Genomic DNA, 24,619 nt, shown 5'->3' on the forward strand with positions numbered 1-24,619 from the left:
GGATAAACCCGCTCGACTTGCATGTATTAGGCACGCCGCCAGCGTTCGTCCTGAGCCAGGATCAAACTCTCCATAATAGTGGACGATTGCTCGTCCTATTGTGAAAGCTGAAATGCTCATTTTGATGCTAGCGAGATTTTGCAATCTCTTTTTTGAACGATTGCTCGTTCGTGCTTACTCACTCGTTGTTCAGTTTTCAAAGATCAATTTCTTTCGCTCACTGCTGTGTTACCGAAGCAGCGAGAAGTAATATACCATGTTTACTTTTAATGTGCAACTACTTTTTTTCGAGTTACTTTCAGTTACTCTCGCCTGCCTGTCTTGCGGCCGGAGTGATAATATAGCATGGTTTCGACAAATAATGCAATGTTTTATTTTTCCATTTAAAAACTATTTTATCTGACCCTTACATTCAGCCAGAATAAGGCCATTCCTTCTAATGGAAGGATGGCCTTATCTGCTTTAAGAGGTATACCTTATTTAAAATTTATAAAAGCAATATATCGCTCTTGCTCTAGTTTCCTCTTCTCATCCGCTTTCAACACCGTCACGAAGACATCTTGATCGATGGACACGGCTACAAACTCATAACCGCTGTCTTTGATCATCTCGTTAATCTCCCTGAGGATGCTTACATCGATATAATCATAGAAATACTCGGGATGAAGCACTTTCTTTTGACCGAACATCGTAAAAGTAATGGTAACGGGTCCACCATCGGTGCCCCACGTTTCCATAATCTCTGTAGGCTCAAAAGCACCGCGAGATATGTAGCTCCACCATTTTAGCGTATCCACATAGACGTCATTTCCCTTAGCAACATCTGCTTCCGTATCTTCTAACCAAACGCGCTCTTGATCTAGCTCTAACATATAGAGTTCGGCAAACTCATTGTAAAACTTGCTAGAATCAAACGGGTTCCAGTCGGTCGATTTGTTATAGATCCCTAGGTACTTATTATCAAATTCTTGGCTGCTCAACGCTTTATCCTTATTGAAATAGCCGAAATTACGATAGTAATGAGCAGCATCTAGAAAACGATCCGTAGGCGTAAGGACTCGAAACTTTTCCTCACTTAATTGCGCAGGTGTTTTGATCTCTTGGAATGTTTGAACAATGCTTTGGTAGTCTTGACCAACTTCTGGGTCGATCAGTTTCTCACTTTGCAGGACAACTCTATAGTAGTTATAACTGCCATCCATAAGTGTTTGAAGATACCTGTACGTAATACCATTCTTATTTTTAACCGAGTATGAGAATTGTCGTGCGTCCAACCCGTTTATCTTGACTATTTTATCATCTGAAAAGGAAATGGCGATGGATTCGAGGGATTTTTTGATAGCTGCCGAATATTCCCCCAACGTCTTGAAATCAACAGCGTCTAATTTGGACTCCGTAAAAGTGAGTAGTGCAACATTATCATGCGTCATGTAAGTTTGATACCCCAATGAAGTGGATACCCTTTTATTCAGCCATTTTCCACTGACCGTAAATTTAGACTGACTATCCGGCGTAACGACGGAGCGCGTAGGCATTAAATATATCGTTTTCGCTTTACTGTCCCAGGTAACAACGTAATTAGAGGCTTCACCCACGAAACGAATCGGCACAAACACACTGCCTTCCACATTTCTTGGGGCAACCGTAAGGGTATGCGGCGATCCGTTCAGACTTCCATTCGTGCTATCCACCTGCAACGTCATCGTTATCCCTTGCTTTTTCGCGTGAATGGTGCGCGTTTCTTGATCCCATTCGATCGTGAAGCCTAACTTTTCAAAAAGGGGGCGAAACTGGACCAAGGTTGTTCCAGCGTCCACGATCGGTGAATGCTCGAACAGTACTCTCTCATCATTGACTAGAACTGAAATGCCAGACACGGAATCCGTGATGGGCGACGTTCGATTCACAGCTACGCCGGATTGCTCGAAACGCTGTAATAGATCCTTGGATTTCTCATCCAAAGAATCTTTATTCAAATAGATATTATGTAGCGTACTCATTGAACTTAATGGGGTTATATCCCCAAGCGGGTTCTTCGACACATCCAACCAACCGATATGAAGCTTAGCAAGTGGCGCTATATTCGTAATTCTATTATTACTTGCCAGTAGATCAGTTAACTCACTCAAATGTGAAAGACAGCTCACATCTTCAATCTGATTATCGCTAATTAATAGCGTTTTTAATTGATAGATTGTCGGGAGGGTCGGGCAAACATTTTGAATGCGATTACCGCTTAGAGAAAGAAAAGTTAAGTTATACAGACTGCTTAGCGGGCTAATATCTGTAATTTCCTGATTAGGGAGGTATAATTCCTTCAGTTTAATCGCTTTGTTCAGGCCTTTTAAGCTTTTAATTTTCTCTTTCCCCTTGGGGTAAAGGGACGTTAGCTTTTCTAAAGCTTTGGCATCTAAAGGTGCACTAGCTTCTAGTTTCAACTCGTCCCGAATTGCTTTCTCGAGTACTGGGTCTTCGATCTTTACTGCATCGTCTGCCGCAGCAGCGTAGGTTTGAGATGGTGTGAATAAACTGAATACGATCAAGCTAACGATGGCAATTGCGAAAATGTTATATTTCATCCTGACTCTCCCTCTAGTAAAATCCCATTTTTTACTTAATAAGCCAATCTTATCATAGTAGAATTTCCCAGTGTCGTATACTACATATTACTGATTCTGGAAATCGTATAAAACGCATAAAGACGCAGCCTAGCCAGGCCCGCCCCTACACTTTTGGTTTTCACATCGACTAACTCCGCTCACTAAGTGACTGATTCAATTTCACCTTCATATCTTCATACCGATCCAATAGAGGCAGCAACTGCTTGCGGGTTAGTGACAATAGCATGCAATCCGTTAGTGCCGTGATGTTGGCATTGCGAGGCGCATCCTTCAACAGCGCGATCTCACCGAAATGGTCTCCGTCCTGAAGAACAGCGACTCTTACGTTCTCGTCTTTAGCATTCCTTTTCGACACTTCCACTTTGCCCCTTGCAATGATGTACATTTTATTTCCCGCTTCACCTTGCCGGAAGACATGTTGACCGCTCGTGATTTTCTCTGTCATCAGCAAATCTTTGATCTCGTGCAGAAGTTCCTCATTCATATAAGCAAAGAAAGGCATCTGTCTCAAACGTTCGACTTCAATGACAACTTCGCCATTGTGGGATAGTTGGAAGCCCTGCTGCTTTTGCCAGAGACTATTGTACGCCCCCTGACGTTCTAGCAGCTCCTGATGCGTACCGTATTCGATAACTTTCCCCTCGTGGATGTAATAGATCAGATCTGCATGTGAAACGGTCTTCAACCGATGCGAAACCGCAACAACCGTCCGCCCCTGATTGACACGCGAGATGGTCTCATTTAGCGCTATTTCGGACTCGGGGTCTAGGGAAGCCGCGACTTCATCCATAAAGGTAAGCTCGTTAGAACGAAGCAGCGCACGCGCGATCGAGATCCGGTGCCGTTGGCTGACGGACAGATTGGCTCCATCATTTTCAATCCAGGTATCGTAGCCGCCCGACATTTGCATAATCGCCTCATGAACATCCACTGCAAGCGTTGCTTCGAGGAGCTCATCCTCCGTGGCATCGGGATTTCCAATTAGCAAATTATCACGGATCGTTGTATTGAAGAGATAAGGATCTTGGAAAATAACACCAGCTTGCGTAAGCAGCGAAGATAGCTGGATCTTACGAAGGTCAAGGTCATCAACCTGGATTGAGCCCTTTTGCGGATCATAGAAACGCATGAGCAGTTGGAGCAACGTGCTTTTGCCTGAACCACTAGGACCCACCAAAGCCACATAGCTGCCCATCGGAATCGATAAAGTAAGATCCTGAATAACAGGATGCGCCTCTGTGTAGCCGAAGGTGACATTGTCGAACTTTATCTCATTTGTAAAAGAGGGAGTCTCAGCCGCTTGCTCATCACCCTCAAGATCAGGCTTGATCTCGAGCACCTCATTAATGCGTCGTATGCCTACTTCGCCTTCAATCAGGTCAGGCACGACCTCCATGAATTGAATCACGGATACGCCCACCGTATCGAATACCGAGTAGAATGCGATTAAATCACCGATCGTCATGGTACCTTGGAACGTAAAATAGCCCCCTAAACCAAGGATTATCACGTTAATAACGGATAAAACCATGATCGGAAGACGTTCGAGATTGGAATTAATGAAGCTCCTCTTTACCCCTAATCTAAACCAAACTTGGAGTTGCTTCGTGAACCTATTTTTCATGGATTCCTGCAATTGAAAGCCTCTAATGACCTTAAAAGCCTTCATTTCTTCATCCATATTATTAGAAAATGACTCTACAATGCCAACGTACTCCTCGTTATAGCGTTGAGCGCGTTTATTCAATAATTTTTGCGGGACAAACATAAACACAATGCCGACAAACGCGACCAGAGCCAGCTTCCACTCCAAAACAAACAACAACACCGTACCGACCACCATGCTCAGGCTAGCTAAAATAAGCGTCGAAAACGTCTGCATCATCGCATGCTCGACCGCTGGAATGTCCATGGTAAACCGCGCGACAATATCGCCGATCCTGTAACGCGAGAAGAAATGAGCAGAAAGCTTCTGCGTCTGTTCGTAGAGATCCTTGCGCAGCCCGATTAGAATTGTCTCGTTCAATTTGGACATCGCATAATCGCCGCCAACGCCAATCAACAAGTTCAAAATACCACCAATAAGAAGCGCCAAGAGCAGGCCGAAGAAAATGGTCATATTCCGTGGCGTGATGGCATCGTCGATTAAATATTTGATACTTAATGATGTAAAGTACTCAAAGGAGAGTTCAAATAATAGTGCTAGTAGGAACACGGTGAATATTTTTTTGCTATTCGCTAGATATCGTAGAACGGATCTGTATAAATAAAGCATGGTGAGTTTCAGCGCCTTTTCGTAGAGTCGGTAGGATGAGGGAAGCCGGTGCATTTTATGTATAGTTTACCATATCTAATTTATGTGAGGGAACGATTTAATTAACCTTGTTAATGAAAAAGAGACCTTATCCAGTGGATGAAGTCTCTCTACTATTAGCCCCAATAACTTTTCCCTATTGAATTGAGTGAACCCTACCCTATCATGGTAGGGTTCACTCATAATGAATAATTAGTTCTTTAAAATCAACTTTTAAACCAACAGTGGTCATAAAATCTATACCTAATATGCCATCAAAACCATAGGGCTCTCTTGTCATACCTAATTGCAGTTTAAAAGATGGCAGAAAAATGGTTCCTATTTCTAAAGCATTTACTTTTTGTTCATAACACAATTCACTTGCACCGCCAACACCATACATCCTTTTGGCAGTTCCATTTATTAAATCGAGGTATAACCCAATATTGGCCATTAAATCCGTATCGAATATTGTGGAACTACACCCCGTATCAAATAACACATTACTCATTCTAATTGTTTGTTCCTGATAAGTTAGTGAAAATGCTACTACTAGCAGGCCATTCTCAACTCGCAGCTCCATCATGGTTTGCGAATCCCCGAAAAGTACTCCTCTATAACTTCTATTTCTTGCTTGCTAGTGTGAAAGACATAAAACTCACGTTCAGGGTTTTCCTTGTGGTGAAGTTTATATCCATCCCAAGCTTGCATTGGATTATCATATTCTTCTACAACTGTCATTTCTTCAATTGTACGTAAGCGATTCTTTGAAACTGCTTTGATTGCTTCTACTAAAACAAATCGACTGGGGTAATGACAGCAAATTTCAGACCATTTCATATCACACAGCCCCATAATATAGTTTTATTTAGTATAACATACATCTACAAGATTAGAAGAATGCCTCCAAGTGCGTTCCATAAAATCATCAACATTTGGACATGCCTCCCTTAGGATTTCAACATCCTCTACCCTCATTATAGATCCTACTAAAGACCTATTATAAATGAAGAAATTCACTGAAAAAGCAGATATACTGTCATTTTTACCCGAACTTGTATGACTTAAGTCATGTTTATGGTACAATAAATGGAAAATAAGCATTCTATTTGAGGGCAAATGATATGGATGTACAATTTAATAAAAATATGACTCTCATCTTGAATATCTTCGTGGCGGGTTCAACATTCTTCTTAATGCTTCACACGAGTAAGTTTTCTGTTGGACTTTTGCTGCTAGCATGCACGTATGTCGCTGTCATCCTTTTACGAGATTACATCTTGAAGATCGCTCTACATGGAAATATGGGTATCCCGTTATTGTATGGTCAACTCGTATTGGCTTTGGTTATCTGTGTATGGTCAGAAAGTTATTTCGCACAAATCTACCTCTTCATCCTCATTGGCGAATTCACCTTTCATCATGCTAGAAAACATGCCATTATCTTCACCATAGTAACCTATGTTACTAACCTAGTAGGCGTTTTGATATATCGTCAGTTCCCGCCTTTTGAGCAAATCTACTTAATTATTCCTAGAGTTATCGACTTTCTTGCTATTTTCGGGATGTGCCAACTTGCCAAAATTGCGGTTCAACAAAAGAATCAATTGGCTAGGGATAATGAACACCTGCGAATTGCTTCTATAGCGTTGGAGCAAAAAGCCAAATTACAAGAACGAACGCGGATCTCCCGCGACATTCATGATTCGGTTGGACACACGCTTACATCCGCGTTAACCGGGCTACAGACAGCAGCACATGCCTTAGACAAAAACCATTATCCACTGGCCAAAGAGATGATCGATAGAACGAAAGAAAGTATTCTTAGAGGTCTAGATGACGTACGAAGCTCTGTGCATGTGTTGCGCGAAAACTTCCCAGATCACTCGTTCATACCTGAGCTCATTAGGCTGATCGATAATACGAAAAAGCAAACGAACGTGGAAATCGCCTACGCAATAGACACGATGGTCCCTGCTGATCTGTCACCTCTTATCGAGTTAACCATTTATCGTGCACTACAAGAGGGGCTAACCAATGGCATTCGCCATGGTCTCAGTACCTACTTCCACTTCACATTGACGTATCAGGATGGGGTCATTCGATTTACTTTATCCGATAATGGATATCCACCGCTTCCCATTGTTTTTGGCTATGGTCTAAATGCGATGAAAGAAAGAGTGGAGGATGTTGGAGGGGATTTTGCAATAAGTAACAAGGGTTCAGCTGGCGGAGTAACATTGGATATAACCATACCCTTCAGTCGAAAATGATCGGAAGGAATGATCGCATTGTCTCAAATATCGATTCTTATCGCAGACGACCAACCCCTAATCCGCGACGGATTAGCAGCTATTCTAGGTATGGAGGACGGATATACAGTCGTAGCCAAAACCGGTGATGGGTTGGCCACCCTTGCACAAGTAGAACTGCATCGTCCTGAGCTTGTTTTGATGGATATTCATATGCCGAAGCTAGATGGCTTAGAGGCTACCAAACGAATAAAAGCTGAGTTCCCAGATATTAAGGTGCTCATTCTGACCACATTTGAGGATGAAGAATACATCTGGGAAGCGATACGCCATGGCGCATGCGGCTATTTAGTTAAAGGTGTCGAGACGAATAAAATACTCGCTACGATTCAGGTCTGCTTAGACGGTGGAATTACTTACCCCATCAGTATTCAGCCGCGCCTTGTCCAAGCTCTTCGAACTTCAGAGGAACACGAAGAACGCGCATCAGCGGAAGGATTAGGAACTTTGACAGAGCAACAGCAGGATGCCAAGTCGCCTATTTTATCCATACAGGAAAGGAACATCCTGAGGAATTTGAAACAAGGGAAGCCGAATCAAGCTATCGCTTCTGAATTATTTTTAACCACGGGGACTGTGAAAAATTATTTGAGTGCTATTTATAAGAAGCTGAATGTCTCTGGAAGATCGGAAACGATTGCATATTTGCATGAGAATGATCTTTAGCGGCGGCAATAGAAGAATGACAAAGGAGCTAGGTTAAGGAACCTAGCTTTTTGCGTTGTATATGGTGAGTACCCGTGATAGAAGCAGTGATAATAATGTGCTAAAGCGTCATCGCCTGCCCATATCGGGCTAAGTACGCTTCCTTCTCTTTATAATCCGGCATGATGCTGCCCACTCTTCTCCAAAAGGAGCGATCATGATTCATATGCAGGAGATGACAGAGCTCATGAACGATGACATAATCAATTACCTCAACGGGCGCCATGGCTAGACGGTAATTAAAGGTAAGCTTTTTATCAGAGCTGCAGCTCCCCCACTTGGTCCTCGACTCATCGACCTCAATCGTTTTGGGTTTGACCTTCAGTTGGGTCTGATAAGATTTGATTCGCTCCGCTACAACCTTCTTACAGCTAGCAAAATAGAACTTCTTCAGGTTGATTTTCAACTCATCCTCGGTGAGTCCATTCGTTTCAATTAACTCATGGAGGAAATGATATTTCCCGAGATGAAGGAACTTTCCTTCGTCTTCATATTCTCTGATCTTGGGGATGGGCTGCCGAGCTCTGGTGATGGCATTTAGCTTATCTAGGATCGACTTGCTGTGTTGTTTCACAGCGTTAATGATGAGCTCCTGACTGGTGTCATTCGGAGCTTTGACGGTGATGAAACCCGTGTCATCGATGTGGATGTAGAGTTTTTTGCGGATGCCGTATTGGACGTTGACGTCTATGGTTGTGTTATCGAGTTCGATTTTCATGGGTATCATCGTTTCTGTAGGGGGATTTGTGTAATGGATAAAGAAAGGGATATTCCCTCTTCTCGTTCCCCTATTGTATCAAAGTATGGTTGGGGTATGGTAGGGATTTTATGTTTAAATAAACAAAAATAAGAGGTGTGGCCTGATTAGGCTATACCTCCAAGTAATATACACCCTCATATTTTTATTCATCCCTTATCAAGAAAAGAATTCCCTTTGGACATCTGCTTTGAAACGACATCGATAATATAAGTAATAATTTTATTTTTGGTTTTCCATCTTCGAACCTTTCTTACTGGATCCAAGCCATTTTCTAAAACAATTTTTACTAGAATCTCAGTTTCATATGTATTTAATTGTTCACGTAAACCTTCAGACCCTTTAATTGAGAATATTGTAAATATATCAGGTAATGGGCTTACCTCCAAAACAACTGACTGAATCTCGATTTTCTTACTCTCCTGTTTTCTTTTAGAATTCTTTCCGGTTGAAGTATTAATTCCTTCAAAGATCCACTGGGCGAATACCTCGTCTTGTTCAATTTTTTCAGCAAGCTTGATAAAAATGGTCGAAAGTTGTTTTCTAAAATCAGAATCATTAAATTTGGACATAAGTTTGAAGCTCCTCCGCCAAACTTTGAAAAGATTGATATAAATTATCACCAGCATTACCGTACTTTTGCTTAAGTGTATTGATACCTTCTGCGTCATAATATGTGGCATCAGCGGCTTTAGAGGCTAGTGGGATTCTAGTTTCAAACAAACGGGTCAGTTGACCTTGTTGAACTTGTGATTCTAATCTACGTAGTGTTGTGTTATGTCGGTTCACACCAGAGCGATACATGGAGGCAATAACTCCTAGAAGCTTTACTTCCCCATCGGCTTTCTTTCGATTAAAGTTTTTAACGCTAGAGATAATTTGGGGGATACCGTAGGTAGATAAATGATCGGGAATGGTAGGGATTAGATACCAATCACTTATATTTAATCCGTTCTGAGTAACGATTCCTAAATTCGGCGGGCAATCGATCAATACAATATCATAGTTATCTAAATGGTTCTTTACAGCATTTTTCAATACGTCAAAAGGACGAATAAGTGCTGTTTGCCATATATGTATTAACCTGTCTTGTATTTTTACGAAGTCTAGACTCGAAGGTAGCAAATGTATTGTTTCCAGCCCGCCTTGCAAATTAGATGTTTTTCGAACTATACTTTTTTCAATTTCAAATGTATATGTATCATCAATATGATCCTTAAATAAAGCGTGCAGCGTTTGTCCGTTTTGATTTCTTTTTGTCCACTCATCTTCACCAATTAAAGCCACGGTCGAATTCGTCTGAGGGTCTAAATCAATCACTAAAACACGTTTATTGTGTTCGATTGCTAAGAATTCGGCTAAAGCTACTGTAATGGTTGTTTTCCCAACTCCACCCTTTAGATTAATAATGCTTATCACTTTTGACATGCACAACACTCCCCCTCACCAATCATGCCATTTCTAAATGTATTGTTGAGAAGGTTGTCTTAATGATAAAAATATGGACACGGTTATCTAATAATGAAACACTTTAAAACATAACAAAGCATAAACCCTTCTGAAATTCAGGTGGGTTTATGCTTTGTTATTTATCCTACTCCACTTCAATCCCCACAACCGAACTCCCCAAATCCACATGCTCCCGATCCAGCTTCACGCGCACCTTACCCACACGCCGTTTCTCTCGCCAATCGCGAAGCTCCTCTTCCGTTTCCAGACGTAGCTCAGACACTTCTTTAGCCCGGTTAAGTATGTAATCCGTCGTAAACAGAATCCGATAAATCCCATGCCCCGCGGGAGCAATAGCCGTCTCTCTACGGAGCCACTTATCCACTTCAAATACAACATAAAGCTCATCCGTCGCACCTCGACTAGAAGGAATTGCCGTTATCGCGGGGCGTGGAACAACCTTCCAACCCTTCACTCTTCCATACCAGGAAATACCCGCTTCCTCTTTGCTAAACAAACGAATGGACTGGTACAACGCTACGTACTCGATACGAGTCAGCACCTTGTGGTCTGTAATATTACGCAGAGGTGTATGGTAAAATCCATGCTCTAAAGCAGACCCCAGCTGAGGCTTTTTACTTAAAGAACCTGTCTCAAAGTCAAATAATTCTGGTTCTATAATTTTCTTCAATGCTTATAGGGTGACGTATGTCACCAACTCAAATTTAGTTATCTAAATATTTCAATTAAAATAAACAAATTATTCCAATATTATTATTAATTTGTTATAATGAAATAGAACAAATGTTCTTAATTTAGGAGGGGTACAATGGAATCAAGAAATATTTGGTCTTTTCCGGAGACTCGTAAGATAGTATCTATGTGTAATTATATTTGTGATAAGAAGTCTAGTTATGAATATAACAACAAGGTATCATCGTACCAGAGTGATTTAGCAAAACCACTAGCAATAGATCTATTTTGCGGCGCCGGTGGGATGAGTGAAGGAATCCTTCAAGCTGGATTTCACATTATTTTCTCGAGTGACATTAACATTTCTGTAAAACAAACATATGTTAACAGACACGAACAATTAGGACTAATACAAGGTAAAAACACACATTTCGAATTAGCAGATGTGAGAGAATTACTTTCAGAAAATATAATGAATGCTATTAAGAATCTACAAATGTTAAAAGGTAAAGCTATCCCGCCGATTGATGCAATCTTTGGAGGCCCTCCTTGCCAAGGTTTCAGCAGAGCTGGTAAAAGAAACCAAGATGATCCAAGAAATTTCTTATTTCGTGAGTACCTTCGGATAGTTAATGAAATTAGGCCGAAATATGTAGTTATGGAAAATGTTGAAGGATTTCTAGATACAAAGCTTCCAGGCTATACTGGAGTCAAAGGAACAACCTATGATCATGATATGTCTCTTCCTGAACTCCTCCTTAAAGAATTCCAACAAATTGGATACAGTACTCTAACCCCACAAGTCCTTGATGCATCTGATTTCGGAGTACCTCAGAGAAGAAAGAGAGTTATCTTCATAGCTTATGTCGATGGGCAAGCAGTCCCACAGTATCCAAAACCTACAACTAAATTGGAAAATCAAAAAACTTCCGTTAGTGAAGCAATTAGTGATCTGATAGTGAATCCCTCATTGCGCTTCCAAATACATAAGGTTAGCTCGAATTATCAAAGTGATTCAAAAATAGGTCGTACTCCAACTACAACTAAATCATTAATATCTAATTACAGTACTAAGCTCAACCACGAACTTTCAAAACATAATAATTATATTATTGAGCGCTTTTCTTTATTTAGAGAAGGTGAAAGTACTTCAATATTAGTGAAACGACTTTTAATAGAAGGACTAGCACTATCTATGTATCCATCTCTTTTAAATGAATGCTCCATGAAATTAGCTGAATTTTACACAACTGAAGAAATAATAAAAATGTTTTTAGAGAAGAACATTACTGATAGAATGATCGAAACTTTGCTTACTAAGAAAAACAGTCGTATAAGATTATCAAGTAATACGTTAGCACCCACCATGGTAACATTGCCCGACGATTTCATCTCTCCTTTTGAAAATAGAATTCTAACTGTTCGTGAGATGGCACGTATTCAATCATTTGACGATAGCTTTGAGTTCTTAGGAAAGAAAACTACAGGGGGTGATCGGAGGAGAGTCGAGGTTCCTCAATACACACAAGTGGGGAATGCTGTTCCTCCACTTCTTTCAAAGGCTATTGCTCAAATGATCAAAGATACCGTCGAAGTTAATAGAATTAATTCAGGAATTGTAAAAAGCTCCTAGCACCTCCCCCTTCCTAAGTGATCAAGACCCCAAATCGTAGACAATGAAAAACTATGCTACAAGCTGGTACTCTAACGGTGCCAGATTGTAGCATAGTTTACGTTATTAAAGAAATAAATGTAGCTTTTCGATTCGTTAGATGGCCTACAAGATGATTCTCTGAACACATCACGCTCTTTATATGGCCAAAACTCACCCAACTTCTTTCAATATCCTCTAACATTATTCCAAATGCACCGTATGCGGGAACATGTGTGGGTTTGTTGGAATCTGTGTCAGTAAGATAGAACCCTTATATTATAAGGTTTCATATGCCAATAGACTTATCTGTTTGTTTAGTTTTGGCTATTTGTTGACAGGCTTCGTCAACAACCTGTCAACATGATCATAAAAGTTACGAAACAACTTCTTGCAACTCTGTGTCATCTTCATTAACTTTATAGATAGATAGTGGCTCAAACTGAGGGAATAGGCTTGCAACATTCTTAAAATATGTATAGGCTTTTCTGGTTCTTCCAGCTTTCATATACAAACATAATAGTAGGAAATTACGGTAATATTCATTTTGTGATGCAAAAGTAGTATTTTCCAATTTCGCTATAAGTGAGTATACCTTCTCTGGTTCATTATTTATAAAATCCCAGGGAATAAACTCGGTTTCCCCATGGACGATTATTCTTGATCTTACAGCGTCAATTGTAGTCAGTAAGTCTGAGTGCAATGTCTTTAAGAATAGAGGATTCTGAGCAAGTCTCTTCCCAAGATTAAATTGGTGGCATAGTGACAGCGGCTCTGCTGCAAGAACTCTCGAATAGCTTCTTTTCAAATTTAATGATAGCAACTTTGCGAACTGCTTTACACTATAGGTTTTTTTAAAATATTCGTTAAACGATGCAATAAGCGCTTCTATATATATTGAACTTAACACTATTTTCATTTGTGGTTTAAAAGATATTTCACTTGTGTTCACTGTTAGGTTTATCGCATCATTAAAACCTATATACGCTAAGGCACCTGAACCATCGCACAATTTTTTTCCCAGTTCACCGGTAGAACATGCAAACGCAAATATAAAAGAGTTCTTTACCCCCCCTAAGTGTTCTTCTCGGATCAGCACGTCAGTTCCTTTTTCTTTTTCACCTATGAAATATTCTGGCTCACCATGACTTGTAAATAAAATAATATCGATCTGATTTATTCTTTTATCTAATTCACTATATAAGTTTGTAGAGCGATCAACAAAAGTATAATTATCGTTCATCGTTTTCTCTAGATAAGTTTTGAAATGGGCAATAAAATTAATTCCAGCTGATCTAGGATAAAAATGAATAGCTTTCAACTTGTCTTACCACCTGTCAATATATTGTGTATTATAACTGATTCAGCCAAATTACTTTTATACAATCTACCCTCATCTGCATCTTTTTTTATTAGATTAATAATCTCATTCACGGAGTAATTTTTCCCAGAAACAGTAATCGTTTCATCAGAAATAACTTCTCTATATTCTGCAAAATATCTTTCCAATGTAACTTGAACAAAATCAATATCTTGAATTGCATCAATAATAGTCTCAACTCTTAATTGCATTTGCCCTGGTCCGAACAAAGTTGAACTACTCGTGGACATATCTTTCGACAAGAACCGAAAAATACCTAGGTTGAATAGATTGATTAAATCTAATCTGTTAGGAAAGATCTCAGCTAAGTCACCCATAGAATAAAATATTAACTTACAATGCTTATTAATATGGTGCCTGATTTCTTGTATTAAATCATCACCAGAACGTTCATTGCCCCCCTCAGAAAGGTTATGATCAACGATCACTACATCAAATACCATATCTGGATCTTGAAGTAATTCGATAGCCTCTTCGTATTTTTTTCTTGTATGAAATATCAAATTATAATCTAAGTTTCTAGCCTCTTTCAGTTTTTCAAAAATTGTACTATAGCTTTTTATATCTTGTTCTATATTTTTAGAGTCATCAACGATCAATATATTTCTTTGTATATCCACTTTTCTATTCCTCCAGATCAAAACTGATTTGAAAAGCTGCTCCTATATTACTTTTAATTAGATGGATTTCCCCGTAATTACTTTTTACAAGTTCATCTACTATGGATAATCCCATTCCAAATCCACCTTCTCTTGTCGTGAAAAACGGAGAAAAAATATGCGGGATATCACTTTCTTCTATGCCAACTCCGTTATCTCTAAAAATAATATTTAACTTGGTCGCTGTCATTTCATACACTACTTGAATTTCTTTTTTTCTTTCATCTATTATGTCAGATAAGGCTTTTCTTGAATTTGAAATCAGATTGTCGAAAATTACTTTCAAATCATTCAAATCCACTTTCAGTTTTCCAGTCACTGGCCCTTGTATTGAATATGAAATATTTTCCTTAATTAATGAATACTTTGATGTATGGAATATCTTCTCAAGTTGTTGGTAAATATTTATCTCTATTCGTTCTCTCTTTTTTAATAAATAGTTACGTGCATCGAGTAAGTATGTATTAATTTCCTTAAGCGTAGAAAGTGTAAATTGCTCATATTCAATAAACAATTTGTTCAGATGCTCATCGGCCATATATATAGATAAGTCACTTTTCTGATTCCATACAGCAGTTTCGATATTTTGTAACCTTATTAAGACCTGATGTATAATTCCATGAAGTAATGTCTCTTTACTGGCCATTCTTTTGTAGACTTCAACTAACTGCAATTGATTCCTTATTATCTTATCTTGCTCTTGATTTTTCTCTCGGATCAATTTAGATAAATCAACAACTTGTTGTGCTAGCTCAGGAGAAAATTTCTTTATTTCTTTAGCCATTATGTTTAATTCTTTGGTCGCACCAGAAATTTCTGCTCGGTGCTGTACATGTATGCCCTCAGGGGCTTTGAACCTCTTCAGGAAAAAATATTCTTCTAGCTTAGACATTGCTTCTTTTTTTATGAAATTCCTCAATTCAGTTAGAGATTCATTCTCTTCCAGACCTTGTCGATTAGTTGCATCGATAAACATCGGATTATGCTCTCGATATATTTGGATAAAGCCTATAATATCTCTAGAACCTAAGAAACGGAAATGCCCTTGTGATTTCCTAATGTCTAAATCTAACCAATCGTTATTCGACTCACCATACGGATATAATTGAAAATAATCTCTGTATATTCTTATATTCCCGTAATCCTTAACGTTATCTTTGAATTTATGATAGAAGCTAACTTTATCTGATTGATCAAAAGAATAAATGATTGTTCTTACGGGACCAAAATTATATTTGTTATTATAAGTAAGTTCTTCAATCAACGCACCATTTCTATACACTTCCAAATTTATAATATTTTGATTCTCCAAAGGGACACTTAACTCCACCCAAAGCGAACTTATATCACTTAATTGATATGCTTCTAAAATTTTATTATCAAAGCCGTATTTTTTACAGTCTAAAATTATTTTAAAGGGTTGCGTATCAAAATTAGAAAAGGGAGATAGCATTCCTTTTAAACGTTTTTCTAGAGATTCTACCTCTGTTTTAGTCCATAGATCTCTAAGACCCGTTATCTTTAATGTTACTCCTTTCTTTTTTCTAAGAATTTTGTTTATAGAATAATCAATTTCAATATCACTTAGTAACATATCATTCTGATCTTCGAATTTTCCCCAGTCGAAAAACATTGATACAGTTTGCTTATTATTTTCTTTACGACTTATTAACTCTAAATTCTTACCTAATCTATCAACAGAGAATCTACCTATTCCTTTCTCACCGTTCAATGGTCGTCCCTTATCAGTTGAATTTTTGCCCTTTTTGTTATCTGTCCCAATGACCATCCACTTATTTCTTATATCATTAATACTCATACCCTCTCCATCGTCCCAAATAGTAAGCTTATCGCCATCCGGATCAATGGTAACCTTTACTTCATCAGCATCCGCATCAAATGCATTTTTAACTAATTCAAAGATTGCTGATATTTTATTTGTTACCAATCTTCTTCCTACCAAATCTTTTAAATTGGTTGAAGAGCTAAAATGCATTGTTGGCAAAAAAACCACCTACTTTTCTATTCTAATTATTTGAATATAGTAGCCGTGTTTTTAAAACTTTCTTTTTCTTCCTTAAAAGCTTATTTAAATACTACATCACTAGTTTCACCAAAGAGTAGACTCCTGTTACGCGGCGAAATTCTATAACAATGCCCTTTATCTTTATATCCAGTTCTATCTGTACGAACCCTTCCACGCCAATCATAGGTTACAATGCCTTGGTTAATTAATGTTGTAAACTGCGAGAATATTGGGCGTTGAGTCAGTTGGATTTGGTTATAGTTAAAATGTATTTCACCGTTAATTATTTTTTCTTCTGCAACTAGCCAAGCAGTTTTAGGATGTTTTTCTTGGAGTTTTTGCTTAACAGCCGAATATTCCCAAGAGCAGACTTCATTAATAATCCCATTAATCTTACTTCTTTGATATATTATCTGTTCCTCATCATCTGCCCCCAGAAAAAGCCCTTGGTTATTTGGATTATTGCTGACTGTTACATATAAATCATAAAAGCCACTGTATTTATTACTTGGGTATCCGTAAGTCAGCATTATATCTGTTGAACTTTTAAGAGCACTGATGTCCCAGTTAGGAACCATACTAAATAATGTATCGAGATTTCCTCCACCGGCTCTCTTACACTTTAATTCGATAGCTCCTTTAAAATCCGCTTGGGCGATACTATTAGGGCTTATCCCTAAACACTTTTCTAAGGTTTCACCGACATCTTTTGGACTACTTTTAAATGGAGATATACTTTTTATCCATTGGTTTGATATTATTGAAAGACGCTGCATTAATTCTTCTACAATTAGATAATCGTCATTACCACCAAAGTATTGCGGCAACAATATTTCCAGTGACTCTCTCGTAATAAGAGGGATAACCACAAGATTTCCTTGAAAAGCAGTAAAATATATCAATGTACCTATAGGAATATACTTTTTAAATTCGTATATCCAGATTCTCGGATCCCCAAGCTTTGTATTTGGCCTATAAAAGCTAGTTTTCATATTTAAAATATTAGAGTTCAAAAACACATCAGAATCCTTTAAAATTTTGTATTCAGTTCCCTGAAGTAAACTTTCATAGTTAACGATATCATTATCTCTTAAAATCGTTCTCAAGGGACCCGAGGCATCAATGATACTTTTTTCTAGCATCGTTGAAGTCATTCTAATTAAGGTAAATTCATTCCTACAATACTGTTGTACTAATTGAATCTTTGTTTGTTCTTCCTCATTAGGTAAAAAGTACGGATTCATTAGGACCACCTTATTTTTCCTGTTGTATTAGTTCTATATTAGCACCTATAATACCTATTTACGACATCGTCAAATGATTTTCAAAATAAATCTATCAATTAATATATTCAATGCTTTATAATAGAACGTATAAGAACGTATATTCGCAAAAAACCTGGACTTTTCTATCAGATTCAGTCATAATAAAGATATCCTAGTTTTAAATGAAGAGGTGTGTCATATGAAACCATTTGCTATTGATTTATTTTGTGGTGCTGGAGGGATGAGCGAAGGCATTTTACAAGCAGGATTTCACATCCTATTTTCAAGTGATATTAATGAAGATGTCGAAAGAACCTATAGAAATAGACATGATCAACTCGGTCTTAATCAAGGTGTGAATACTTTCTTTAAAAGAGCTGATATTCGCGAACTACCATCAAGTGAAATTAAAGAATCAATTCAAAACCTCGAAATGTTTCAAGATATAAAAAAATTCCCAAAAATTGATGCTATATTTGGTGGTCCACCCTGCCAAGGATTTAGCCGTGCCGGGCAACGAAAAAAGGATGATCCTCGCAATACACTATTTAAAGAATATTTAAGAATTATTAATGATTTAAGACCAAGCTATGTTGTTATGGAGAATGTAGAAGGCTTTAATGATACTCGTTTAGATGGATTCATTGGAGTAAAAGGTAAAAAATATGATGATAATAGTTTAGTTCCCGAAATACTAAGCAATGAATTCTCTGAAATCGGGTACAAAACACTTCCTACAAGAGTATTAGATTCTTCTCACTTCGGGGTACCACAAAGAAGACGTAGAGTAATTTTTATTGGTTATCTAGATACAGTTAAACCACCAGCATATCCAACACCAACTACATTCAATGAAACAGAAAAGACACCTGTTTTAGACGCTATTAGTGATCTTATTGTTGATCAGAATAGTAAAATTACATTAAATAACATATCAAAATATCAAGCTGAATCTCGTAAAGGTCGTACAAAGACATTTTCCGGAAAGCCAGTTGACTACAATGGTGAGATTTATAATCACGTTCAGTCTAGACATAATGAGCTAATAACGGAGAGGTTTTCTCTATTTCAAGAAGGGGAATCATCCGCGGCACTAATAAAAAGAATAAGAAATGAAGGAATAGATCTCAGTCAGTACCCGTCATTATTAAAAGAGTGTGAAAGAAAGTTATCCGACTATACAACCAAAGAAATTATCAGTACTTTTAAAAGCGGAATTATTAATGATGAGTTTCTAGAAGCTTTATTAACTAAAAAAAGCAACCGATTCCGATTAAATAGAAACAGCGTTGCACCTACTATGGTCACTTTACCAGACGACTTTTTAACTCCCTTCGAAAACCGAATTCCGACTGTTAGGGAGATGGCTAGAATACAGTCTTTTGATGATAGTTTTAATTTTCTAGGGAAAAGAACAACTGGTGGTCCAAGACGGAAAGTGGAAGTTCCGCAATATACACAAGTTGGCAATGCTGTCCCTCCTTTATTAGCTAGAGCAATCGCGGTCGAGGTAATTAAGGCTATTAAATCAAATGAATTATCCCTCCAACTGTCATCAACATAAATAATAAAAACACCTCCTTCATATCGCTATAGTGATATATGGGGGTATTTATTGTTAAGGCTCGGCTAATTTTATTAGTTTAATATCCCTCAAAAAATTATAATATCCAATAAAATTATCTTTAATGAACTGTAACTTAACTCGTTTAATTGCTAAGTAAGAAAAATGGCTGTAACCAAGGGGTTCCAGTCATTTTTCTTACTCTTATTGTAATGTGAAGTTATCCAATACTTTACTTCCGGTAATAATTTAATTACTCCGAATAACTTTTGGCAATGTACAAAGTGAGCAAAAGACCAGACCTCTACCTGTTCTTCTTTAGCTCTACACTAGCTTGTTTCTCTAGCCATATAACCTGTCTAATACTATACTCAGTTTTCTCCAACTTTGGTACATTCGGAAGCGTCATTTGCCATTTGATCGTTCACTACTAATAAGGAATTCCAAACTTCAAGAGTGGCATCCTGTAAAGAACGGGGCACTTAAACCTTCACAATTAGCGCCTGATTCGAACAGGGTTGTGTGGTGGATCTACGATCAGAAGTATGAATTGGTTGCCAAAGTGAATAGTAGGAATCGTGGTGTAGGTTGCCCGGATTGTTATGGTCGCTTCCGGCAGAGTCTTTCGGAGATGTATCCTGTTTAGTTGAAGACGTCCTAAAGGCTTATGATAACTAACTAAAAGAAGCCCCAATGCAATTACAGCATTGGGGCTAGTTATTCTTCAATTCACAACTCTTACATCCCACTTGTCATATCTAAAATTCAGTTTCGAGCACAAAATTTAGCTACACTTTGTCCAAATTATCTCCACTTCTTCTCTAGTGTATATTGTAATGTTAATAGACCAAATGCAAAGATGGATAGTCCATCACCTACCTCTGTTAACATTTCATTTATCCAATAACAATATCTAAAATATCCAGTATACGACCACTCAAATTTGGGGCACATAATTATCGATAAAATGAATACTAATACATTTCCTATAATGATCCATATTATTAAACTCTTAATCTTAACAGTAAATAACTTAATAAAAATAAATAAGCTTATTCCAAGTGGGACTAGCGTCGCCAGCAACTTAAAAGGTAATAATGAAAAACCTGCAGTCCCAAAGAAAAAAACCAAGGAAAAAATAAAGGAAGTTATAACAATTAGAAATGCATAAAATAATGCATAACCAATAGAAGATTTAAAAGAACTGCTCTTCCTTTTAATAATCATGAACGACGATAGCAAAGTAATTATTCCTAAAATAACTAACCATATTATTAACGCATCATTTGTAAGATCCATAGAAACTTCATTAACTACTTTTTGTTTGAGTAGATCATTGCTAAGGTCACCAAATGGATCCGCTTGAGAGATTGAAACTATTAATTTTGAAATTCCAAGCACTATTAGTGATAGCGATGCAAACAATAAAAACTTTGTCAATTTGGATTGATTTGACATACCTGATTCTCCTCTATTGGAAATATTTTGTACTGTATTCACTTTATATAAATTATTTAAAGATATCAATAATAAATAAATGATGCCCCACAAAATAAGCCCTCTGATGATTACAAAAAGCCGTCAATTCCCACAAAATAATTATTAAACTAACCACGAAAATCGAAACAGCGACAGCCTTTTGACTAGAAAATATAGTCTTAGACTATCGCCCCGTTTTATTTAACTATCGCTCATCGTTAGAGTTTGATACGATGCTCACCCAGTCTAACACTCTATTTTCTTGAAGAGCAGGCAGATTTTAATTTTGCTTGCCATTACCACGGGGCTTCGCCGCGGGGAAATAGTTGGGTTAGAATGGAAACACATTGATCTAGAAACTGGAATAATTGAAGTTAAACAAAGTATCTCATTATCAGAGAATGGAGAAAGAATCATTACTGAACCAAAGGCCAAAAAATCTAAAAGAAAGATATCATTACCAGATTCAGTTCAAGAAAATTTGAAAGAATATTATCTATTTTCACGCAAAAAAAGATTAACTTTAGGTGATGCTTGGAAGGGAGGGGAACATTTTTTTGTGTTCCCAAACTTTGAAGGTAAGGCATTCTACCCGGAAACACCGTACCTTTGGTTTCGTAAATTTTTAAAAAGAATGGTCTCCGGTATATTCGTTTTCATGATTTACGTCATACATCTGCAACCTTATTATATAAATAAAGGTGTGCATGCAAAAATTATATCCGAGAGACTCGGCCATGCTAGCATCACTACGACAATGAATGTTTACGGTCACGCATTACAGTCAGCCGATAAAGAGGCTGCAAATAAGTTTTATTCAATTGTTCCATTTAAACAGAGAAAAACAAAATAACAATAAATTTAATATCGCGAAGCAAAAGGCTAATTGACGGTTCCTATTTAATAGATTAACATATTAATTATTCAAGCTTATATTGAGCACCTACCTTTAGCGATTTATCAAAGTCCGTAATGGACAAAGGGGATTCCTTTGAGCAGACTATGCTACTACGAGGACTCCCCTTTTTATTTCTTATTTTAAGCTTAACTTTTCAAGGAGCTGAAGGGCCTGTGACGAAGAAAAAAATCATCAGAAATGCTGTGCGCTGTAATAATTGCCACTTTGTAATTGAATCAAAGACTACCCATAAAGTTAGCTTTTGCTCTTGTGGTAAAGTGGGTGTTAATGGAGGTCTTGATTACTTACGACGCCTCGGTAACATTGATGATTATGAAGAACTTTCTGAATGGATAAACATGTAAGTAATTGATGGTCGATCAGTAGCTAGGAGCACCTTGTTTGAGCCACTCTTTGATCCCCTCTTGATAAAATAAGATTCTCCTTCTTATTCTGATGTGAGGTATTTGTTTTTCGCGAACCATTGCATAAATACAATCCGTAGAAACACCGAGAAGATCAGAAATTTCATTAACATTTAGTGTAAGTTTATTCTCCACTAATATCCCCCTCAGATATAACAAACTATTATCATTTATGCCAAATTCTATTTATTTTACTCCCACAATTTTAAAAAACGTATAGTAGAGTCGACTCCATTGAATAACAGAGGGATAGTATCCAAAATCAGCTCTGCTTTCCCTCCCCTTTTTTACGTATAAGTAACTTTTTTCCGTTAATGGTTTCCCAATTATCTCTACCATTTTTTTCAATGAATTCTATTGCTTGCTCCAGTTTTTTAACAGTATCCATTTCTAAGAGTGTATAAAGTGATCTAATGACTTCAGAGATCTCAATGTCTTGTTGATTGCTTTTTTGAAACAATTTTAGTTTCATTTGAAAATCGATGTAAGCATTCCGGTTGTTCACTGCGTCCTTGTCATCTTCAAACCCCAGTGCTTTAAATGCATATAGCCAGTCCCACCGGTCCTTTTTTACACTTCGGCTGTACAATCCCTTGAGTTCATACAGAGATTCAAGAGAATTAAACTGCTCGATACTACCACTGTTAAGGAATATCTTTAACATCTTATGTACTTCCATCACTGCCGCTAAGTAACGATTCTGCTCGGATGCACTTGGTGCTGCACGACCAAACTGTTCATTGGAAAGGACTATCTTTTTCTTTAAAGAATCCTTCTCCATAACCCAGGCCTGAAGATTATGATCATTTATTTTAGAGTTCGACTTTCCCGATGTTTGCAAAACTGATACCCAGCCTTTAAAGTCTCGGAGCTTTACCACTCTTATATTTCCATTTCCAATAATCCCAGCGATGATAGAATATACAACTAAATCACCTATTTCCGGTTCCTTCTCCAGTATTGTGGATGGAAATTGAATAACCTCGTTAATATAGTCAATAGGTTCTTTATAGGCTATTTCCATCAAGGAATTGGTAGATAAATTCGTAGGCAAAAAAGAGAGTGAATTAAAATCACTCTCCTCAATTAATGCTTCGCCCTGATAATCAGAATCATACTCGCCATTAGTAGAACTGTAAATTTCTGAATCAGCAATAGAGTGATTAACCTTATTCTCCTTTTGAGGTTTAAGAGTTGAATTTTCTATTAGAAAATTCAAGTTGTCTGTGTCCCCGTTTGAAGTCATACCTCCATCTCCTCCATCTTGTTAAACCGTAAGTAACTACATTTCTATTAATGCCGATTTGGTTGAAAATCTATGAGAAAATCTAGTCCTAGGTCGTCTGGATTCTCTTCTTTGTTCACTTCTTCAGCTACTAAATCAACTACTGAGTCTTCTATCGCATCAGCTTGTTCTCTTGAGCTTTTCTGATGGATTATTACAGTGAGTTCTTCAATCTCAACACGTAATGCTTTAATTAATTCCTCTTGTTCCAATCTATCTTTTAAATGATTTTCTCCGATTAGTGCTTTTTCCTTATTCCATTCTGTTTTCAACCGCTTCTCAACTGATTCGGCAATTGTCGTATTTTCTTTAAGCGCTAGTTGAAGTTTTTGCATACTTTTTTGTTTTTCCGTTTCAAGCAGCTCTACATTCTTTCTGCTCTCTCCAAGCAATTGAGATAACTTGCCCTTATCTCTACGCTCATTTTCCAATTTTTCTTCCAGAGATTCTATTCGCCGTAACTGATCACTTACTTTCCTACCCGCAACTTCTATATTTTCATCTTTTGTCTTTAGCTGTTTGTCCTTGGCTTTTAACTCTTTATGTAGATTGGCAAGTTCTTTTTCGATCTGTTCGTTTTTAGCTTGAAGTTCTTCTACTTTTTCTTTTGAAGCCATGCCAAGCCCTGATAAGCTTTTCAAGACTTCTGCCATTTGTATGATTTTATTAAGATATTCCTCTGTTGAAATGTTCGTCTCATCTAAAGTATCTTTTGCTAATTCTATTTGAGTAGAAACATTAGAATCCATTTCTTGTTTCTTTAAGTAGTTAACTTCCCAATAAGTATCCAGGAAAGTTGGAACTAACTTATGAAAATGAGGTGCTTTGTGAAATCGCAAATGACATAATACTGGAAACAGCGGAATTTCTTCTTCTTTAAATTTTTGATGTAATTTTTGTTCCCATAAAGCAAGATCCATCGTGTCTTTAACTTCACCAACCTGGCTCAAGAGGCGGTCAGAGTGAGTAGTGGTCCAAATTCCTACAAGTTGATTATATAAGTTGTATTCTTCTAATAAGTGAGGGACGATGAATCCTGCCAGTTCCGCATGAGAGCAGCTATTTATTTCATTACTCTCAATTCCGATCATACGCCGTAACTTTGAATTTGCTTTTAAATATGAGATAAGGGACTCTTTGGTCATAAGATCAAGAA

The 24,619-nt window shown here is 37.6% G+C and carries 23 protein-coding genes and 1 rRNA gene; 7 read left to right on the top strand and 17 right to left on the bottom strand.

The window, feature by feature from the left end; genetic code table 11:
- The 5 genes from AC1DVJ_RS13360 to AC1DVJ_RS13380 form a co-directional block, all read right to left on the bottom strand.
- Window positions 1–77 (bottom strand): 16S ribosomal RNA (locus AC1DVJ_RS13360); the annotation flags it as partial.
- Between the two features lie 399 nt (window positions 78–476).
- Window positions 477–2,579: a stalk domain-containing protein gene (locus AC1DVJ_RS13365; RefSeq protein ID WP_477591421.1), complete on the bottom strand. Its 2,103-nt coding sequence runs from the start codon at window positions 2,577–2,579 to the stop codon at window positions 477–479.
- A gap of 169 nt (window positions 2,580–2,748) precedes the next feature.
- Window positions 2,749–4,896: an ABC transporter transmembrane domain-containing protein gene (locus AC1DVJ_RS13370; protein ID WP_477591423.1), complete on the bottom strand. Its 2,148-nt coding sequence runs from the start codon at window positions 4,894–4,896 to the stop codon at window positions 2,749–2,751.
- A gap of 214 nt (window positions 4,897–5,110) precedes the next feature.
- Complete coding sequence (locus tag AC1DVJ_RS13375; protein WP_477591425.1) at window positions 5,111–5,500, bottom strand: aspartyl protease family protein; 390 nt, start codon at window positions 5,498–5,500, stop codon at window positions 5,111–5,113.
- Window positions 5,497–5,754: a hypothetical protein gene (locus tag AC1DVJ_RS13380; RefSeq protein ID WP_477591427.1), complete on the bottom strand. Its 258-nt coding sequence runs from the start codon at window positions 5,752–5,754 to the stop codon at window positions 5,497–5,499. Before AC1DVJ_RS13380 ends, AC1DVJ_RS13375 begins: the two co-directional genes overlap by 4 nt.
- 284 nt (window positions 5,755–6,038) lie before the next feature.
- Between AC1DVJ_RS13380 and AC1DVJ_RS13385 the strand changes: the two genes are divergently transcribed.
- Both AC1DVJ_RS13385 and AC1DVJ_RS13390 read left to right on the top strand, forming a co-directional pair.
- The gene (locus AC1DVJ_RS13385) at window positions 6,039–7,187 is read left to right on the top strand and encodes a sensor histidine kinase (protein ID WP_477591429.1); all 1,149 of its coding nucleotides are present in this window, start codon (window positions 6,039–6,041) and stop codon (window positions 7,185–7,187) included.
- 9 nt (window positions 7,188–7,196) lie between these two features.
- A complete protein-coding gene (locus AC1DVJ_RS13390) occupies window positions 7,197–7,892 on the top strand; it encodes a response regulator (protein WP_477591430.1) in 696 nt (231 codons plus the stop codon).
- A gap of 100 nt (window positions 7,893–7,992) precedes the next feature.
- Here the strand turns inward: AC1DVJ_RS13390 and AC1DVJ_RS13395 are convergent, their stop codons facing one another.
- The 4 genes from AC1DVJ_RS13395 to AC1DVJ_RS13410 form a co-directional block, all read right to left on the bottom strand.
- A complete protein-coding gene (locus AC1DVJ_RS13395) occupies window positions 7,993–8,649 on the bottom strand; it encodes a M48 family metallopeptidase (RefSeq protein WP_477591432.1) in 657 nt (218 codons plus the stop codon).
- A gap of 188 nt (window positions 8,650–8,837) precedes the next feature.
- Window positions 8,838–9,260, bottom strand: coding sequence for a hypothetical protein (locus AC1DVJ_RS13400; RefSeq protein WP_477591434.1), 423 nt, complete (start codon window positions 9,258–9,260; stop codon window positions 8,838–8,840).
- Entirely contained in the window at window positions 9,247–10,116 is an 870-nt protein-coding gene (locus tag AC1DVJ_RS13405; protein WP_477591436.1) for a ParA family protein, read from the bottom strand. The genes AC1DVJ_RS13400 and AC1DVJ_RS13405 overlap by 14 nt, the downstream gene beginning before the upstream one ends.
- A gap of 166 nt (window positions 10,117–10,282) precedes the next feature.
- The gene (locus AC1DVJ_RS13410; protein WP_477591438.1) at window positions 10,283–10,828 is read right to left on the bottom strand and encodes a hypothetical protein; all 546 of its coding nucleotides are present in this window, start codon (window positions 10,826–10,828) and stop codon (window positions 10,283–10,285) included.
- Window positions 10,829–10,966: 138 nt separating this feature from the next.
- On the opposite strand from AC1DVJ_RS13410, the gene AC1DVJ_RS13415 reads away from it, so the two are divergent.
- A complete protein-coding gene (locus tag AC1DVJ_RS13415; RefSeq protein WP_477591439.1) occupies window positions 10,967–12,463 on the top strand; it encodes a DNA cytosine methyltransferase in 1,497 nt (498 codons plus the stop codon).
- 394 nt (window positions 12,464–12,857) lie between these two features.
- Here AC1DVJ_RS13415 and AC1DVJ_RS13420 read toward each other — a convergent pair whose 3' ends face one another.
- From AC1DVJ_RS13420 to AC1DVJ_RS13435, 4 genes are all read right to left on the bottom strand, one after another.
- Window positions 12,858–13,802: a hypothetical protein gene (locus AC1DVJ_RS13420; protein WP_477591441.1), complete on the bottom strand. Its 945-nt coding sequence runs from the start codon at window positions 13,800–13,802 to the stop codon at window positions 12,858–12,860.
- Entirely contained in the window at window positions 13,799–14,482 is a 684-nt protein-coding gene (locus AC1DVJ_RS13425; RefSeq protein WP_477591443.1) for a response regulator, read from the bottom strand. The genes AC1DVJ_RS13420 and AC1DVJ_RS13425 overlap by 4 nt, the downstream gene beginning before the upstream one ends.
- Window positions 14,483–14,486: 4 nt before the next feature.
- Entirely contained in the window at window positions 14,487–16,517 is a 2,031-nt protein-coding gene (locus AC1DVJ_RS13430; protein ID WP_477591557.1) for an ATP-binding protein, read from the bottom strand.
- Window positions 16,518–16,606: 89 nt separating this feature from the next.
- Complete coding sequence (locus AC1DVJ_RS13435; protein WP_477591445.1) at window positions 16,607–17,791, bottom strand: MvaI/BcnI family restriction endonuclease; 1,185 nt, start codon at window positions 17,789–17,791, stop codon at window positions 16,607–16,609.
- A gap of 220 nt (window positions 17,792–18,011) precedes the next feature.
- Here AC1DVJ_RS13435 and AC1DVJ_RS13440 point away from each other — a divergent pair, with 220 nt between their 5' ends.
- Complete coding sequence (locus tag AC1DVJ_RS13440; protein ID WP_477591446.1) at window positions 18,012–19,376, top strand: DNA cytosine methyltransferase; 1,365 nt, start codon at window positions 18,012–18,014, stop codon at window positions 19,374–19,376.
- A 409-nt stretch (window positions 19,377–19,785) separates the two neighbouring features.
- Window positions 19,786–20,022 (top strand): zinc-ribbon domain-containing protein, encoded by a 237-nt coding sequence (locus tag AC1DVJ_RS13445; protein ID WP_477591448.1) that lies wholly within the window; start codon window positions 19,786–19,788, stop codon window positions 20,020–20,022.
- A 158-nt stretch (window positions 20,023–20,180) separates the two neighbouring features.
- Here the strand turns inward: AC1DVJ_RS13445 and AC1DVJ_RS13450 are convergent, their stop codons facing one another.
- A complete protein-coding gene (locus AC1DVJ_RS13450; protein ID WP_477591450.1) occupies window positions 20,181–20,834 on the bottom strand; it encodes a hypothetical protein in 654 nt (217 codons plus the stop codon).
- A 283-nt stretch (window positions 20,835–21,117) separates the two neighbouring features.
- Between AC1DVJ_RS13450 and AC1DVJ_RS13455 the strand changes: the two genes are divergently transcribed.
- The gene (locus AC1DVJ_RS13455; RefSeq protein ID WP_477591451.1) at window positions 21,118–21,708 is read left to right on the top strand and encodes a site-specific integrase; all 591 of its coding nucleotides are present in this window, start codon (window positions 21,118–21,120) and stop codon (window positions 21,706–21,708) included.
- A gap of 218 nt (window positions 21,709–21,926) precedes the next feature.
- Window positions 21,927–22,118 (top strand): DUF7695 domain-containing protein, encoded by a 192-nt coding sequence (locus tag AC1DVJ_RS13460; protein WP_477591453.1) that lies wholly within the window; start codon window positions 21,927–21,929, stop codon window positions 22,116–22,118.
- 15 nt (window positions 22,119–22,133) lie between these two features.
- Here the strand turns inward: AC1DVJ_RS13460 and AC1DVJ_RS13465 are convergent, their stop codons facing one another.
- The 3 genes from AC1DVJ_RS13465 to AC1DVJ_RS13475 form a co-directional block, all read right to left on the bottom strand.
- A complete protein-coding gene (locus AC1DVJ_RS13465) occupies window positions 22,134–22,313 on the bottom strand; it encodes a helix-turn-helix domain-containing protein (protein ID WP_477591455.1) in 180 nt (59 codons plus the stop codon).
- Between the two features lie 127 nt (window positions 22,314–22,440).
- Window positions 22,441–23,424, bottom strand: coding sequence for a hypothetical protein (locus AC1DVJ_RS13470; protein ID WP_477591456.1), 984 nt, complete (start codon window positions 23,422–23,424; stop codon window positions 22,441–22,443).
- Window positions 23,425–23,471: 47 nt separating this feature from the next.
- On the bottom strand, window positions 23,472–24,554 hold the full coding sequence (locus tag AC1DVJ_RS13475; protein WP_477591458.1) for a hypothetical protein: 1,083 nt from the start codon (window positions 24,552–24,554) through the stop codon (window positions 23,472–23,474).
- Window positions 24,555–24,619: the final 65 nt, after the last annotated feature.

It is taken from the genome of Paenibacillus sp. P4_A9 (genome assembly GCF_056402415.1).

Coding starts and splice junctions, on each gene's coding strand:
- AC1DVJ_RS13435 (WP_477591445.1), bottom strand. CDS start 17,791: ATGAATCCGTACTTTTTACCTAATGAGGAAGAACAAACAAAGATTCAA.
- AC1DVJ_RS13380 (WP_477591427.1), bottom strand. CDS start 5,754: ATGAAATGGTCTGAAATTTGCTGTCATTACCCCAGTCGATTTGTTTTA.
- AC1DVJ_RS13450 (WP_477591450.1), bottom strand. CDS start 20,834: ATGTCAAATCAATCCAAATTGACAAAGTTTTTATTGTTTGCATCGCTA.
- AC1DVJ_RS13415 (WP_477591439.1), top strand. CDS start 10,967: ATGGAATCAAGAAATATTTGGTCTTTTCCGGAGACTCGTAAGATAGTA.
- AC1DVJ_RS13430 (WP_477591557.1), bottom strand. CDS start 16,517: ATGCATTTTAGCTCTTCAACCAATTTAAAAGATTTGGTAGGAAGAAGA.
- AC1DVJ_RS13405 (WP_477591436.1), bottom strand. CDS start 10,116: ATGTCAAAAGTGATAAGCATTATTAATCTAAAGGGTGGAGTTGGGAAA.
- AC1DVJ_RS13400 (WP_477591434.1), bottom strand. CDS start 9,260: ATGTCCAAATTTAATGATTCTGATTTTAGAAAACAACTTTCGACCATT.
- AC1DVJ_RS13370 (WP_477591423.1), bottom strand. CDS start 4,896: ATGCTTTATTTATACAGATCCGTTCTACGATATCTAGCGAATAGCAAA.
- AC1DVJ_RS13440 (WP_477591446.1), top strand. CDS start 18,012: ATGAAACCATTTGCTATTGATTTATTTTGTGGTGCTGGAGGGATGAGC.
- AC1DVJ_RS13375 (WP_477591425.1), bottom strand. CDS start 5,500: ATGATGGAGCTGCGAGTTGAGAATGGCCTGCTAGTAGTAGCATTTTCA.
- AC1DVJ_RS13390 (WP_477591430.1), top strand. CDS start 7,197: ATGATCGCATTGTCTCAAATATCGATTCTTATCGCAGACGACCAACCC.
- AC1DVJ_RS13395 (WP_477591432.1), bottom strand. CDS start 8,649: ATGAAAATCGAACTCGATAACACAACCATAGACGTCAACGTCCAATAC.
- AC1DVJ_RS13365 (WP_477591421.1), bottom strand. CDS start 2,579: ATGAAATATAACATTTTCGCAATTGCCATCGTTAGCTTGATCGTATTC.
- AC1DVJ_RS13470 (WP_477591456.1), bottom strand. CDS start 23,424: ATGACTTCAAACGGGGACACAGACAACTTGAATTTTCTAATAGAAAAT.
- AC1DVJ_RS13385 (WP_477591429.1), top strand. CDS start 6,039: ATGGATGTACAATTTAATAAAAATATGACTCTCATCTTGAATATCTTC.
- AC1DVJ_RS13475 (WP_477591458.1), bottom strand. CDS start 24,554: ATGATCGGAATTGAGAGTAATGAAATAAATAGCTGCTCTCATGCGGAA.